14 protein-coding genes are annotated in these 13967 nt (G+C 44.7%); 6 read left to right on the plus strand and 8 right to left on the minus strand.

Translation table 11 applies throughout. The features are described from left to right. The first annotated feature begins 67 nt into the window (after positions 1 to 67). Complete coding sequence (locus tag AWH61_RS03190; protein ID WP_075176199.1) at positions 68 to 3001, plus strand: TonB-dependent receptor; 2934 nt, start codon at positions 68 to 70, stop codon at positions 2999 to 3001. A gap of 261 nt (positions 3002 to 3262) precedes the next feature. On the opposite strand, the gene AWH61_RS03195 is transcribed toward AWH61_RS03190, so the two are convergent. Further along, a complete protein-coding gene (locus tag AWH61_RS03195) occupies positions 3263 to 3457 on the minus strand; it encodes a bacterioferritin-associated ferredoxin (protein WP_014948769.1) in 195 nt (64 codons plus the stop codon). A gap of 275 nt (positions 3458 to 3732) precedes the next feature. On the opposite strand from AWH61_RS03195, the gene AWH61_RS03200 reads away from it, so the two are divergent. Next, complete coding sequence (locus AWH61_RS03200; protein WP_014948770.1) at positions 3733 to 4338, plus strand: peroxiredoxin; 606 nt, start codon at positions 3733 to 3735, stop codon at positions 4336 to 4338. Positions 4339 to 4411: 73 nt separating this feature from the next. On the opposite strand, the gene rnt is transcribed toward AWH61_RS03200, so the two are convergent. Continuing rightward, complete coding sequence (gene rnt, locus AWH61_RS03205) at positions 4412 to 5047, minus strand: ribonuclease T (RefSeq protein ID WP_075176200.1); 636 nt, start codon at positions 5045 to 5047, stop codon at positions 4412 to 4414. A gap of 341 nt (positions 5048 to 5388) precedes the next feature. On the opposite strand from rnt, the gene AWH61_RS03210 reads away from it, so the two are divergent. Further along, complete coding sequence (locus AWH61_RS03210) at positions 5389 to 6261, plus strand: flagellar protein MotY (RefSeq protein WP_014975986.1); 873 nt, start codon at positions 5389 to 5391, stop codon at positions 6259 to 6261. Between the two features lie 37 nt (positions 6262 to 6298). On the opposite strand, the gene glpQ is transcribed toward AWH61_RS03210, so the two are convergent. The 3 genes from glpQ to AWH61_RS03225 all read right to left on the minus strand — a co-directional run bounded on the left by glpQ (position 6299) and on the right by AWH61_RS03225 (position 9003). After that, a complete protein-coding gene (gene glpQ / locus AWH61_RS03215) occupies positions 6299 to 7495 on the minus strand; it encodes a glycerophosphodiester phosphodiesterase (protein ID WP_075176201.1) in 1197 nt (398 codons plus the stop codon). Positions 7496 to 7630: 135 nt separating this feature from the next. Further along, positions 7631 to 8026 carry a lactoylglutathione lyase gene (gloA, locus tag AWH61_RS03220; protein ID WP_014948774.1) on the minus strand — a complete coding sequence of 132 codons (396 nt, stop codon included), beginning with the start codon at positions 8024 to 8026 and terminating at the stop codon, positions 7631 to 7633. 266 nt (positions 8027 to 8292) lie between these two features. Further along, on the minus strand, positions 8293 to 9003 hold the full coding sequence (locus AWH61_RS03225) for an SDR family oxidoreductase (protein WP_075176202.1): 711 nt from the start codon (positions 9001 to 9003) through the stop codon (positions 8293 to 8295). Between the two features lie 337 nt (positions 9004 to 9340). On the opposite strand from AWH61_RS03225, the gene cspE reads away from it, so the two are divergent. Next, complete coding sequence (cspE, locus tag AWH61_RS03230) at positions 9341 to 9553, plus strand: transcription antiterminator/RNA stability regulator CspE (protein ID WP_014948776.1); 213 nt, start codon at positions 9341 to 9343, stop codon at positions 9551 to 9553. A gap of 168 nt (positions 9554 to 9721) precedes the next feature. Then, positions 9722 to 9901, plus strand: a complete 180-nt coding sequence (locus AWH61_RS03235) for a hypothetical protein (RefSeq protein ID WP_039233139.1) — start codon at positions 9722 to 9724, stop codon at positions 9899 to 9901. Positions 9902 to 10006: 105 nt separating this feature from the next. Here AWH61_RS03235 and AWH61_RS03240 read toward each other — a convergent pair whose 3' ends face one another. Beyond that, on the minus strand, positions 10007 to 11425 hold the full coding sequence (locus tag AWH61_RS03240) for a M20/M25/M40 family metallo-hydrolase (protein ID WP_014948778.1): 1419 nt from the start codon (positions 11423 to 11425) through the stop codon (positions 10007 to 10009). A gap of 203 nt (positions 11426 to 11628) precedes the next feature. Here AWH61_RS03240 and AWH61_RS03245 point away from each other — a divergent pair, with 203 nt between their 5' ends. Next, positions 11629 to 12438 (plus strand): hypothetical protein, encoded by an 810-nt coding sequence (locus AWH61_RS03245; protein ID WP_075176203.1) that lies wholly within the window; start codon positions 11629 to 11631, stop codon positions 12436 to 12438. A 78-nt stretch (positions 12439 to 12516) separates the two neighbouring features. On the opposite strand, the gene AWH61_RS03250 is transcribed toward AWH61_RS03245, so the two are convergent. After that, entirely contained in the window at positions 12517 to 13239 is a 723-nt protein-coding gene (locus AWH61_RS03250; protein WP_014975990.1) for an endonuclease III domain-containing protein, read from the minus strand. A 34-nt stretch (positions 13240 to 13273) separates the two neighbouring features. Beyond that, positions 13274 to 13966, minus strand: coding sequence for an electron transport complex subunit E (locus AWH61_RS03255; protein WP_039233136.1), 693 nt, complete (start codon positions 13964 to 13966; stop codon positions 13274 to 13276). Position 13967 lies beyond the last annotated feature (1 nt).

Genomic DNA, 13967 nt, shown 5'->3' on the forward strand with positions numbered 1-13967 from the left:
GCTGCATGCCCTAGCGTGTTCGGCCCAATGCCTTTTGCAAAAAAGAATGTGCAAATTCTCCCGTATTTTGTCCCTCTCGGCACTACACATAGCGTCCGGCTTTTTTCTTTTCATAGCACCAGCGCCAACGCTTCATGCACAAACAGACAGCCCTTCGCAATCACCCGACCAAACCGAACCAAAATTGGGTGCTTACAGCTTTTCAATACCCGCACAAAATGCTAATGAAGCGCTAACCGAACTAGCTAAACAGGCAAATACCACATTGCTTTTTCCTTTTGATTTAGCAAAAAAAGTGAAAACAAACGCATTGGAAGGTACGTTCACACTGAATGAAGCGCTGGCACAGCTTCTTGAAGGAACAGAATTGGCGGTAGTGACTGATGAAAGCGGTGCGGTAAGTATTCGTTCTCGTTCATCGTTAGTGGCGAAGGAAACACAGCCACAAGATACCGAAAAGAAAACAGACGAGGGAGGCAATGGACTTGAAAAAATTGCGGTCGTCGGTACTCGTAACTCGCCTCGAAGTGCTGTTGACTCACCAGTTCCTCTGGATGTGATTGGTTCTGAAACCCTTAACTCACAGGGAAATTCAGACGTGCTTTCTATGTTAAGCGTGATGGTTCCTTCGTTAAACGTAAACGATCAGCCCATCAATGATGCCAGTAGCCTGGTAAGGCCGGCGAACCTTAGAGGCATGTCCTCGGATCACACGCTTTTGCTGCTTAACGGAAAGCGACGCCATCGCTCTGCGGTAATCACGTTTTTAGGCGGAGGTTTATCTGACGGTGCACAAGGGCCTGATATATCGGTTATTCCTGCCTATGCGTTAAAGCAAGTCGAAGTATTGCGAGATGGTGCAGCAGCCCAGTATGGCTCAGACGCCATTGCAGGCGTGATTAACTTCGTACTTAAGGATGCTCGTGAAGGAGGGCATGTTGCGCTGAAAGTGGGCGGATACAGTGAAGGTGACGGCGAACTGTTTCAAGTGCAGTTGAATAAGGGCTTTGCTATTGGAGAAGACGGCTTTTTAAATGCAACGGCAGAGTATCGTCAGCAAAATGGCACGTCGCGCTCTGTACAGCGGATTGATGCGCAGAACTTGATTGACCAAGGGAATGTGTTCATCGCGTCACCGTCCCAAGTATGGGGAGCGCTTGATGTTAACGAAGATATTAAACTTGCGCTAAATGCGGGCGCAGACATTTCGTCTAAATCACAATTTTACAGCTTTGCCACTGCAGCAAGAAGAGAAATAAACGGTGGTTTTTACTTTCGAAATCCGCAAACCCGAGAAGGGGTGTTCAGCCGTACCGACCCAAATACAGGGGAAAGTCGTCTGATTGTAGCCGATCTCGATGGATTGGAAAGTGGAATTGCTTGCCCTTCTATAACCTTGCCCAGCAATAGTGTATTGCTGGACCCCACGTATCAACTTATTGCAGATAACACAACGGCGCTTGGTGCCAACTGTTTTGCTTTCAACGAGTGGTTCCCTGGCGGTTTCACACCAAAATTTGGGGGTACGATAACGGACGCTTCTGTTGCGATGGGCGTTAAACATGAGTTACCTAATGGCTGGGCGATGGATGCCAGTGCGACATTGGGCTACAGTGACATTGAGTACACCATCTCCAATACGGTTAATCCATCGTTAGGGCCACAAACGCCAACGTCGTTTTCGCCCGGTGGTGTGTCGCAAGTAGAGCGAACGCTTAACTTAGATTTTAACAAACTCATTCAAACTATTTTCGACGATCCGGTTAGCATTGCCGTGGGCTTAGAATGGCGCAAAGAAACCTATTTTCAAAAGTCCGGCGATGAAGCGTCATATATTGCAGGCCCTTTCGCTCTAGAGCCGCCACTTGGGTTGAACCAAGGCTTTTCCATCGGTTCCAACGGTTTTCCGGGGTATCAGCCTCAAAGTGCTGGGCACTGGAGCAGAAGCAATTGGGCTGTGTACGCCGATTTGGAATTTTATGTTACCGAAGCATGGCAGTTTGGCGTGGCCACTCGTGTAGAGCATTTCAGTGATTTCGGCTCGACATTCGATGGGAAATTGAGTACTCGCTATAAATTAAATGATATTTTTGCATTACGCGGATCTGTAAACACCGGTTTTAAGGCGCCAACAGTAGGGCAGAGTAATGTTATCAACGTAACAACCGCCTACGGTGTTAACGGTTTGGAAGACCAAGCAACGCTACCTCCAACTGATCTTATCTCACTGCAACTAGGCGCAACTCCACTTACGCCTGAAGAATCGGTGAACTTTAGCCTCGGGCTTGTTATGCAGGCAAGCGAGAACTTTTTTGCGACGCTCGACTATTTCAATATTCGCCTTTCTGATCGCATTAGTACGACATCTGCAATCCCGTTAACCGACGACGACATTAGTGCGCTTATTGCCCAAGGGCGTCCAGATGCGGCGAAATATAATGCTGCAAAGTATTTTACAAATGACTTTGACACAAAAACTCAGGGTGTTGATTTAGTTGTTAACTACAATTTTGCGCTAGCTGATTGGTCAAATTCTTTACTTCTTGCCTTCAACTGGACAGACACACAAGTAGAGCGGGTTACGCTTTATCCTGCGCAAGTGGGGGACGAAATACGGCTTCTACCTAATCTAACACAGGCAAGAATTCGTATGCTGGAAGATAACTTGCCTGCTCATCGAGGCAGTATCACGCTCGAGCAATCGAAAGGAAATTGGGCATTTACTTGGCGACTTAACTATTACGGTGAGTTTTATGAAGACCATCTTGATGCGTCCGCAGGCATGGACATATACGGCAATGCGTTAACCACATTCGATGCCCAAGTTGCATGGAAAGTACTGCCTCAAACACAAGTTACCCTCGGCGCCCAAAATCTGTTTGATTCGCTGCCTAATGAAAATCCTTTTCAAGGTGAAGTTGGCGCACTCTACCCACCTACATCGCCTAGCGGTATCAATGGGGCTTTCTATTATGCAGGCATTGAGTACACCTTTAACTAGGGCATGCTTCAGCAAAGCTACGTAGTTAAATGGCGCGCTGCACTCATTGAAAGTAAGGAAATGAGCCTAGCTCTGAGTTTGAAAGGACAACAACCTATCGTTTTAGGTGACGATGTGAATGTTACTTAGGTAATTAAACTAGAATATGACTTAGGTCACTTAAAGGAATAATCGTGATAATAAATATGGTGTTTAAAGTCTAGCCAAGGATGCTAAGAGCGATGACGTTGCGTGTTAAGAATACGCGGGTTGGCTAATTGCCTAGCCAACGTCTTTGAATAGGGACTCATCGACGATAGTTTGGTCAATGATCTGTTGCGCCATGTTGATGCACTTACCGCATTGTGAGCCAAGCTCTAAATGTTGACGTAACTCTCGCATATTTCCCACACCGTTTTCTTCAACCGCTGCGCGAATGCTTTTATCAGTTACCCCATAGCACATGCAAACAAACATTAAACGTACTCCAAATGAATCTGTAAATGATAATAATTGTTATTCTTTGCTTTAGCAAGTGGATAATGACAAATTTAATACAAGGTAATTGAAGAAAGACTGAACAGTGTGGGGGGATGTTAAGCGGTTATTGGTATGATCAGTAAAAAAACTCTTTGTTTAATATTGTTATTTCCATATTCGTACCTATTTTCTTTGAAGGAAATTTCTTATCAAAGTGGTTACGCAACGTAATCACTTCTATTATTACAATCCAAATATAAATGGAGAGACTCATGAGTGTATTAGTTGGCCGTCCAGCACCTGACTTTACTGCTGCAGCGGTACTTGGTAGTGGTGAAATTGTTGACACTTTCACATTAAGTGAAGCAATCAAGGGCAAGAAAGCTGTTGTATTCTTCTACCCACTAGATTTTACGTTTGTTTGCCCGTCAGAGCTTATCGCCTTTGACAAGCGTTTCGACGAGTTCAAAAAGCGTGGTGTTGAAGTGATCGGTGTTTCAATCGACTCTCAGTTCTCACACAATGCGTGGAGAAACACTCCGGTAAATCAAGGTGGTATTGGTCCGGTTAAGTACACCCTTGTTGCTGACGTTAAGCACGACATCTGCCAGGCATACGATGTTGAGCACCCAGAAGATGGCGTTGCGTTCCGTGGTTCATTCCTAATCGACGAAGAAGGTATGGTACGTCATCAGGTAATCAATGACCTTCCACTTGGCCGTAACGTTGATGAAATGCTACGCATGGTTGATGCACTAGCATTCCACCAAGAGCATGGTGAAGTTTGCCCAGCGGGTTGGACTGAAGGTAAAGCTGGTATGGATGCGTCGCCTGAAGGTGTTGCTAAGTACCTATCTGAAGAAGCAGACAAGCTATAAGCTAAACTGTTTAAAGATTATAAAAATACAGCGCCTTTTGGCGCTGTTTTTGTTTATATCAGTTTGAATAAAACTACTCTTTATTTTCTACAGGCCATCCGCCTAGCGCTTTATAGCGATTTACCATATAGCAAAATAGCTCGGTGGTCTTTTGGGCGTCATACAGCGCACTGTGCGCTTCACTTTGGTCAAATGCGATCCCCGCTGCACGGCATGCTTTTACCAAAACCGTTTGGCCTAAGGCCAATCCAGCAAGGCTGGTGGTGTCAAATGAAACAAACGGATGGAACGGCGTGCGTTTTATATTGCAGCGTTCTATCGCGGCATTGACGAAACTCTGATCGAACGTTGCATTGTGAGCAACAATAACTGAACGTTGGCAGTCTGCATTTTTTTGCGCCTTGCGGATGCCTTTACATAAGTCCTTCATGGCTTCGCTTTCTTCAATAGCCCCTCGCAATGCACAATTAGGATCGATGCCATTAAATTCTAAGGCTGCTGGCTCTAGGTTAGCGCCCTCAAAGGGGTCAATGTGATAATGAAAAGTTTGATCGGGATGAAGTATACCGTTTTCATCCATTTTCACCGTTACCGCGGCTAATTCTAACAGGGCGTCAGTGCCTGCATTAAATCCGGCTGTTTCAACGTCGATAACAACGGGAAAGTAACCTCGAAAGCGCTGGGAGAGATGGGGCGGGTTGGCAGACATAAACACTCTTGTAAGACTCGATTGCGTTAATTGGTTGGTGACTAAAATGCGTACCAACCTGCGAAGCATATTGCGTAAAAGAATTATCGCAAGGATACTCTCGAGTTGCCAGTTGCAATTTATAAACTGTTAAATCAGGGGGCTAGCAAAAGTACAAAACGCGAATGGTATTAAACGCTAAACTTTTCTACAATTTGGACGATAATCAAATTAAGCGTGAAAAAATCATTAGGCACATTTCTTCTTTTTGTGTGAGCTAATTTGATTCATTATGTTCGGTAATTTGTGCACGTAGTGTTGTCTTTTACCTGTGTTAGTCTGATTTTCGTTATGGTGTCGAAATGGTGTCGAAATTAAAATACATCGCTTTATTGGGGATGCTAGGGTCATTGTCTTCCCACGCTGCCATGCGGCAATATTCTGCAACCATAGAAAGCTCCAACTGGCGAATAGACAAAGACACGCGACTTCAGTGTACCTTGAACCACGAACTACCCGGTTATGGCGAAGCCATGTTCACGAGCTCAGCGTCGAAGCAGCTTAATATGGAATTTGAACTGGACATGTATTTGCTGCCAAGCAAATTTGATATGGCTGCTGTTTATTCTGTACCACCTAAATGGATGCCCGGTGTTGCGCCTAAAACCATTGCCGACATGTCTATTCGTAAACAGTACAATGGCGACCTTCCGCAGGATGCGGCTTGGACTATGTTGTCTGAATTAGAAAAAGGCTTTTGGCCCACAATCTATTACCAAGATTGGTATAACAAATACGACCAAGTGAGTGTGGCATTAAACGCTAGCAACTTCTCTGGTGTGTATCGTGAATTTGTGAAGTGTGTATCGAACTTATTGCCCTTCGGTTTTGATGACATTGCCTACACGGTATTGTCGTATCAAAACAACAGTACAGAGCTAACCAAATATTCGCAGAAGCGCTTAACCATGATAGGTGAATACTTAAAAGAAGACAGCGAGCTTGAGCTTGTGCTTCTTGATGGTTACACCGATAGCTACGGCGGTCGCTATAATAATGAACAGTTGTCTATTCGACGTGCTAACGAAGTAAAAAGCTATTTGACTACGCTAGGTGTACCTGAAGATCGAATTCAGTTAACAGGCCACGGTGAGAAACGCCATATTGCGCCAAACGATACACGAGAAAGCCGCGCCCAAAACAGACGCGTGGTGGTGCGACTTTCAAAATCCTAGGCGCTAATTGTCGCGCCTACACTCGCTTTAAAATGCGTTAGTTTAATTTTTCTCGCCACCTTAATACCGGTACTAAATGATCGGTGAAAACACCGTCAGCACCTACCACCTTGTCTAAAACTTCCAAGACTTGTTCTGAACTCATACCTGCTGGTAGTGCATCATGTCGGTAGGTGTAGGGGTGGATTGTCAGGTTATTTTCGTGGGCGTAGGCAATCCATGCCGCGGCTTCTATTTTTCCTTGAGTCATCGCTTCATTATCGAGTAAATGGCCTAACCAAGGGCCTATGCCATCGGTATATAACGCAACCTGCTGCATGCCTTCCTGAGTGCGCAGCCAGTTATAATCTGTGTCGCTTTCGCCCCAGTCGTTTTCACCGATCAGCATCACAACTTTGCCTTTATAGCCCAGGGTTTCTCGAATGCGCTTAACTTCGTTAAAATCGAAGCATTGCAGGTAGCTATTACCGCTCTCTCCACCAAACCCGTAAGCATTTAAGGCATCTACAACGATTTTACTGGCATCAACGCCTTCTTTAATGTGAAAGGCAGGGGACTTTACCTCAGGATAAACCCCTACAGACGTTCCAAATTGGCGATTTAGCTCGCTGATTAGCTCAAAGTGTTCATTTAACGTGGCAACTTTAAAATTAGCATGCGTGCCGCGGTACCTATCTTTAAAAACTTGCTTCCCGTCACTGTTAGCGCGCTCGTGTACCTGCAGTTGTCGCAGTTCTTCAAGAGTAAAATCACGCGCGTAATAGCGTCCGTCATCGCGGTGGCGTGCAGGAAACACATCTTCTACATTGGTGACCGTTTCTAAGTGGATGTCGTGTAGCACAACGGGTATGTCGTCTTTGGTGATAACAACATCTTGCTCAATAAAATCAGGGCCCAGAGAAAAGGCGAGGGTAGCAGCTTCGAGGGTATGCTCAGGTAAATAGCCCGACGCGCCGCGATGGGCTATCACGGTAAAGTGCGTTTCAACATTTTCTTTTGTGTCAGCGTGTGTTTGCGCACTCTCGTTATTTGCAGCCATGGCCGAAAACGCACTGCCAGCAGCAACTGCACCGGTAAAAGCGATAAACAACGCTGGCAGAATAGCGGCCAGTTTTGCTTTTGGCTGACTGCGCAAGCCTATATTGTGCGCTGCTCGAGGCTTCCGACATATCGCTGTTCGAGCTTGGCTTTTGTTTTTATCATTTTGCGAAAATAATAAGCGGTTACGTAGCATGTCGTGTCACTCCATGTGGTTTTTCATCGTTTTTTTCCAGTGCCGCACGTTTTTAAATTGATAGTTTGGCGACTTAAGCGTTCAAATCGCTTTGACTACGCTGGCTGCATCTTCAGTTCTTGTTTTTGAGCCATTTCATAGCGAAATCGATTTATTTTGTATGAGTTCTATTGCATATCCATCGGGGTCGCGAACAAAAGCAATAACTGTGGAGCCGCCTTTTACTGGCCCCGGTTTACGATATACATCAGCGCCGTTTGTTTCTAAGTTTTCACAAAACTGATAGATATCATCGACCTCAATCGCAATATGACCATACGCGTTACCTTTATCGTAGGTGTTGTCGCCCCAGTTATAGGTAAGTTCTAAGACGGTACTCTCGGTTTCATCGCCATATCCCACGAAAGCTAGCGTGTATTCATACTCTTTGTTTTCAGACTGGCGAAGAAGACGCATGCCCATCAGTGAGGTATAAAAGTGAAGAGAGGCCTCTAAGTTTTCAACTCGAAGCATGGTGTGAAGCATTCGCATAAGAGATTCCTATTTTGAGCCATCGGAATTACTCGATGGCACACTGCACTGTGTTTGCGTGTTGGCCGTTACTTTTTGTACACATAAATACGATGAGTACTTTATTTGAGTAAACGCAAACAACACGCTTTTATGTTAATTAGGAAATGTTAACGCTTTAAGACAAGATTACAATTCTAGTTAAACGTACTATACCTGCGGTAACACGCCGCGATTACGAACATTTTAAGTCTCGCTGAGTGGGTAATTATCTATGCGGACTGGTATTAATAGCCCCATAGGCCGATATTATCAATTTTAAGACGGCGAGGTTGGCTCAATAGGTAAACCACCATGTTGCCTAAGTCTTCATTTTGAATCAGGCCATCGTCCACTTTCTCTGTTTCTGCTTTCTGCGACTGTATCAGTGCAGGGTTTAGGGAATGAACGTGAATACCGTAGGGACGAACTTCTTCTTGCAACGCTTTTCCAAGTCCCACCATCGCAAATTTTGATGCACAGTAAACGCCTGCATTGGCATAGCCGTTCAATGCCGCCTGAGAAGCGATGTTGATAATGTAGCCTTCCTTGTTGTTAATCATGTGAGGCACGACCTCTTTACACATGAGAAAGGTCCCTTTTACGTTAGTATCCATTACTTCGTCCCACGCTTTCTCTGAGGTTTCCCAAATAAGGGTCTCCTTACCAAAGCCACTGTTATTAATTAGGACGTGTAGCTCGCCAAATGTATCTTTGACCTTTCTAACAAAACTGGCAACATCAGCGCTTTTCGATACATCACAAACTTGGCCAATGACATTACCTGGGAATAGGGCGTCGAACTGCTCTACAGTCTGCATGACCGCAGTTTCAGTGCGCCCACAAATGGCCACGTTCATTCCTGCTTCTAGTAGAAATTGAGCGAGAGTTTTACCTAGCCCTTTTCCGCCTCCGGTAACGATGGCTGTTTTACCTGCTAACTCATACGTATCTGTCATAATTTAAACCTATAGCAAAAAAGCAAGGTTAACCTAGCTTTCAACTGCCTTGAACAAACATACGTATTCAGCTTTCTAATAAACATTTTTGTAAAAAAGTTGTGTTTTGGTTAAAAAATAAACGGGAAACTAGTAGACATTGCTCGCAATAACCTGTACCTTTCGCATCGCTCTAGATATGTTATTTGCTTTACCTAATACTGCGCTGTACCTCTTTTTTAAATCCTTCAAATTGAAGTTTTATATAGATATACAACTGCTTTACTAGCTTGGAGATGTCTATAGCTATTCGGTGGTTTTCCACCATCACATCAATTTTTTTTAAAAGGTTTTTATTATGTCTAATTCTGTAAACGGTACAGTTAAGTGGTTCAACGAAGAAAAAGGTTTTGGTTTCATCACTCCTGAAGCTGGCGGCAAAGACGTATTCGTACACTTCCGTTCAATTGCTTCTGACGGTTTCAAAACGTTGAAAGAAGGCCAAGAAGTTAGCTTCGAAGTTGAACAAGGCCAAAAAGGTCCTCAAGCTGCTAACGTAGTAGTTCGATAAGACCTCTATGCTTATCTAAGGTCACTTCTCTTTTCTGAAGTGACCTCAAAAAAATGGGCTCTTTCTGAAACGCTATGTTCACGCTAGAGCCTAATTATCGTTTTTCGATTTCTTTACCCAACCTGCGAGGAATTCAAAACAAACAACATTAATAAAGAAGTATTTACTATGCAATTTCAAGATTCTATCTCTACCTTTAATAGCGCCATGTCAGGTGCGTTAATCTCAAATATCTCCATAAATAAAACAACCGTTGCTTTTAAACATGCGAATACGTATCGGCATGTAGAGCTGCCATCAAGGCAAGAGGCGAAGCGATTTGTTGCCCAGCTTATTCAAGCGCAATAAAACGTAAGCATTTCGGACTAGCAGAGGCGAGGGTAAGCAGAGTACTGGTAAGCATTGGCCAGCACGAGATGCACTGACCAATGTTTGATGATTACTAACGTGTAACTACTGTTTAGCTTTTAAGTCAACGTCCGAATCGGCTAACAAGTATATACTTGCTGCGTAGGCTGCAATGTTTTGCGCAAGCTCATCGGGGTCAATTTTATCTAAGGTATCATCTGGCGTATGGTGAAGATCAAAGTAATCTCTACCGTTTTGATTTAACCTAATCGTTGGTACGCCTTTCGCTGCTAGCGGAATAATGTCAGGGCCGCCGCCAGCAATGTCTGAACCGCCACGCACTATGCCTAGCGGTGATAAAATCTTCGCGATTTCATCGACTAGCACAGTCGCTTCGGGATTCACATTTGACACTACTTGCCAGATAGTTTGCGCACCAAAGTCAGACTCTGTGGCCAGAACGTGATTTTCAAGGTTCTTTTCGTGTTGTTTAGCGTAAGCAAAGGCGCCTAATAGGCCCACTTCTTCAGCGCCAAACATGACCACACGAATGGTGCGTTTTGGGCGCTCTGGTAAAGAAGCAATTAACGCAGCCGCTGCCGTGGTAATAGCAACGCCTGCGCCGTCATCAACTGCACCCGTTCCTAAATCCCAGCTGTCTAGGTGGCCGCCAATAAGGATAATTTCTTCGGGCTTCTCACTGCCCACTAAATCCAGTATTACGTTGCCGCTGTTTACTTCGCCTTTCCATTTCGATTCAGAGTGAAGCGACAATGACAGCGGTTTACCTAAGTTATGTAAACGTCGTAAATGGTCTGCGTCAGGGTTAGAGATAGCGACTACGGGGATATCTGCCCAATTATCGCCGTCTGAGCTCATCATGCCTGAATGAGGAAAACGATGAGAGTCAGATCCTACTGAGCGCACGACCAGCGCTTCAGCGCCGCCGCGTTGAGCATGTTGCCAACCAATTCGGCGACGTTGGTTCGCTTGACCATAGCCTGCTCCTGTTTGGCTTTTTACCATGGCGTCGCCGTCTACAAATGCAATTTTGCCTTTAAGGGCACCATCTTTAACTGCGGTTAGCGCGTGAATATCTCTGAAATAAACGATGTCTGCATTGATCTCGCTTTCAGAAGGCGCTGCGCCGCCAAGGGCTGTGCCGTAAAGCGGTTGGGCATAAGGCGCCGTGAGTGAAATGTGTAGGTGGCCTCTATCCCAAAATGGCATAGTGAATTCTTCTATGCTGACTTTATCAAAACCTAGACGCTCTCCTACCACCACGCCCCAATCTCTAGCTCGCTTTTCTGCTTCAGAGCCGCCCAGGCGAGGGCCAATCTCAGTGGTTAGGGATTCAACAATGCTATAGCCTAAATCACTTTTCAGGGCTTTTTGAATTAATGCTTCCGCATTTTTCTTTTGCTCGTCAGTAATGGGGGAAGTTTCTGCAAAAACACCAAAACTGCATGCACTTACTAATGCACCAAACGCTAGCCTTCTAGCGATAGTATTCAATCGAGACATGTGTTCTCCATGGATTTATTTTTATATTTCTTTTTTTATTTGCGCGAGCAAAACTCTAACTCATCCATCATAGCCAATTTGATTGTCTCTTTCGAGGCAAACCACAAGCGTAAGTCGTGTGTTAGTCGCAAAATTCCTCTACTAGCGTGTCGGGATTAATGTTACCTTTTAAAAAAGGAATTAAGACTACAAGGAAAGTAAATATGAACATATCTCCTTATTCTCATTGCAAGAGTAAAACGTCAACATTGTTAGAATTTATCAAAAACAGTTCTGGCGTCAGTGCAATAGCATGTGCGGTTCTACTTACGGGGTGCGGTGGTAGTAGCTCAAATGATAACGACAGTATTGTAAGACCGGATTCAGTGCTAGGTATATGGTTTGGGCAAGCGACAACGGTTGAAGGCGGGCAAGAAATGGTCTTAATCGCAGTCTCACCTGAAGGTAAGACCACAATGTTTTCTGAGGCGTCTCGCGACACGCTAATTGCTCATGGCTCTGTAAGCGAGAATGTCTTTTCGTCAGAAGATACGATGTTGTATCCAGGAGCGAATATGACAATGCATGGATCAATGCAGGCTACCGCAACAGAAGATTCACTAGAGGGCTCTGCAACGGTATCTGGTCTTATTTTGGGTTTTTCCGCTGACAAAGTCGGCTCTAGCGAGGATGTTTCTCTTACTGATATAGCGGGCAATTATTCTACCTCTCGGGCAGAGGGCTCTTATACTCGCTCATTCGCTATTGATGCAGACGGTATAATCAGTGGTTCAGATTCTAATGGGTGTTCATACTCAGGCGCCGTCGAACCTATCAGTGGAATGAGCGCACTTTTCAATATAACGGTCAAAGCAGATGTTTGCTTTGATGACTTCGAGTATGAGGGGCTTCTTGCCTATGGCGCGTTTCCTTTTGAGTTCGAAAACTCAATTAATGAGAGAAAGGGAATTGTCATAGCAGCAGAAGACTCTTCAAAAGCTTTCGCTTTTCGCCAGTTTAGCCCTCAAGATTAGCTTTATTTGATTTGAAAAAAGGAGTCCAAAGACTCCTTTTCAATAGAAGTTGCGTATATTGTGTTTCTTACTGAAGCTCTATTTACGCTTCTTCTTAAGCGCCAATTTTTGCTTCTTCTCTTGTTCTTTCAGCACTTCGTTAATAAAACTCTTTCTGCCGAACTCACGTGTGATAACACACTTGTTTAAGTCGAAACCGCGGGCAGGGCAGTATTCTCTGCCATATAGGATGATTTGCAGATGCAAATCATTCCACCTTTCTTTTGGGAACAAGCGTTTTGCGTCACGTTCTGTCTGCTCAACACTCTTTCCGTTCGACAAACCCCAGCGATACATTAATCGGTGGATATGAGTATCTACGGGAAAAGCAGGAATGCCAAAGCCTTGAGACATAACCACAGCGGCAGTCTTGTGACCCACTGCGGGCATGGCTTCCAGCGCTTCAAAGTTTGCAGGCACTTCACCGTTGTGCTGCTTGATGATCATGTCAGACAAATGCCAAATGCCTTTGGACTTCATGGGAGATAAACCACAAGGACGGATAATGTCTTGAATTTCTTCAATACTCATCAATACCATGTCGTAAGGGTTATCTGCCCGAGCAAAGAGCTTTGGCGTAATTTGGTTAACGCGCTCGTCTGTACATTGCGCCGATAGGAGAACCGCAATGAGTAACGTATATGGGTCTTTATGATCTAAAAAGATAGGAATTTCCGGATAAAGGTCATCCAGTATTCGCATGATTTCTTTTACTTTTTCCTGCTTAGAAAGCGGCTTGGCCGGCTTAACTACATCATTCATTTCTAAATACTTTTTTGTTTTTGATTTTTAGCGTTTAGCTTTCAGCTGTAACGCGTACCCGTTCAGCCTTCACTGCAGGCGATGTTTGCTTAGCGGCTAACTTTGCATCAATACTGTTTTTGATAGCAATGAGAAGACCCATACCTAAAAAGGCACCAGGCGGCAGTATCGCAAGCAAAAACGGATTTTCAGTGTTGAAAAGCGTTATGGTCCAGTTCTCAGCAATTGAGCCAAACAGTCTGTCTGCACCAGCTAGCAATGTACCTGCACCCAATATCTCACGCATACCACCTAAAATGACCAGCACTGCGGTAAAACCCAGTCCCATCATGAATCCGTCGTAGGCAGAGGCGAGCGGCCCGTTTTTCGACGCAAAGGCTTCTGCGCGGCCTATGATGGCGCAGTTAGTTACAATCAGCGGAATGAAAATACCTAGCGCTAAGTAAAGGTCATAGGTGTATGCATTCATTAATAGCTGAACAATGGTAACGAACGCAGCAATGATCATAACAAAAACGGGAATGCGGATTTCGTTTCTTACCACATTACGAACGAGTGAAACGGTAACGTTACTGCCAATGAGTACCAACATGGTAGCAAGGCCTAACCCGAGACCATTGATAAACGTCGCGGTAACGGCCAATAGCGGGCACAAACCTAACAGTTGTACCAGCGCAGGATTGTTCTTCCAAAGCCCTTGTAAAGACAGGTCGCGAAAATCAGTCACG

Origin of the sequence: Alteromonas sp. W12, assembly GCF_001924945.1 — a bacterium.
Taxonomy (GTDB): Bacteria; Pseudomonadota; Gammaproteobacteria; order Enterobacterales; family Alteromonadaceae; genus Alteromonas; species Alteromonas macleodii.

What these genes read in the sequence shown, in the direction of transcription:
- rnt (WP_075176200.1), bottom strand. Translation starts at nt 5,047, where the DNA reads ATGTCTGCCAACCCGCCCCATCTCTCCCAGCGCTTTCGAGGTTACTTT.
- AWH61_RS03245 (WP_075176203.1), top strand. Translation starts at nt 11,629, where the DNA reads ATGAACATATCTCCTTATTCTCATTGCAAGAGTAAAACGTCAACATTG.
- AWH61_RS03210 (WP_014975986.1), top strand. Translation starts at nt 5,389, where the DNA reads ATGGTGTCGAAATTAAAATACATCGCTTTATTGGGGATGCTAGGGTCA.
- gloA (WP_014948774.1), bottom strand. Translation starts at nt 8,026, where the DNA reads ATGCGAATGCTTCACACCATGCTTCGAGTTGAAAACTTAGAGGCCTCT.
- glpQ (WP_075176201.1), bottom strand. Translation starts at nt 7,495, where the DNA reads ATGCTACGTAACCGCTTATTATTTTCGCAAAATGATAAAAACAAAAGC.
- cspE (WP_014948776.1), top strand. Translation starts at nt 9,341, where the DNA reads ATGTCTAATTCTGTAAACGGTACAGTTAAGTGGTTCAACGAAGAAAAA.
- AWH61_RS03240 (WP_014948778.1), bottom strand. Translation starts at nt 11,425, where the DNA reads ATGTCTCGATTGAATACTATCGCTAGAAGGCTAGCGTTTGGTGCATTA.
- AWH61_RS03250 (WP_014975990.1), bottom strand. Translation starts at nt 13,239, where the DNA reads ATGAATGATGTAGTTAAGCCGGCCAAGCCGCTTTCTAAGCAGGAAAAA.
- AWH61_RS03195 (WP_014948769.1), bottom strand. Translation starts at nt 3,457, where the DNA reads ATGTTTGTTTGCATGTGCTATGGGGTAACTGATAAAAGCATTCGCGCA.
- AWH61_RS03225 (WP_075176202.1), bottom strand. Translation starts at nt 9,003, where the DNA reads ATGACAGATACGTATGAGTTAGCAGGTAAAACAGCCATCGTTACCGGA.
- AWH61_RS03235 (WP_039233139.1), top strand. Translation starts at nt 9,722, where the DNA reads ATGCAATTTCAAGATTCTATCTCTACCTTTAATAGCGCCATGTCAGGT.
- AWH61_RS03200 (WP_014948770.1), top strand. Translation starts at nt 3,733, where the DNA reads ATGAGTGTATTAGTTGGCCGTCCAGCACCTGACTTTACTGCTGCAGCG.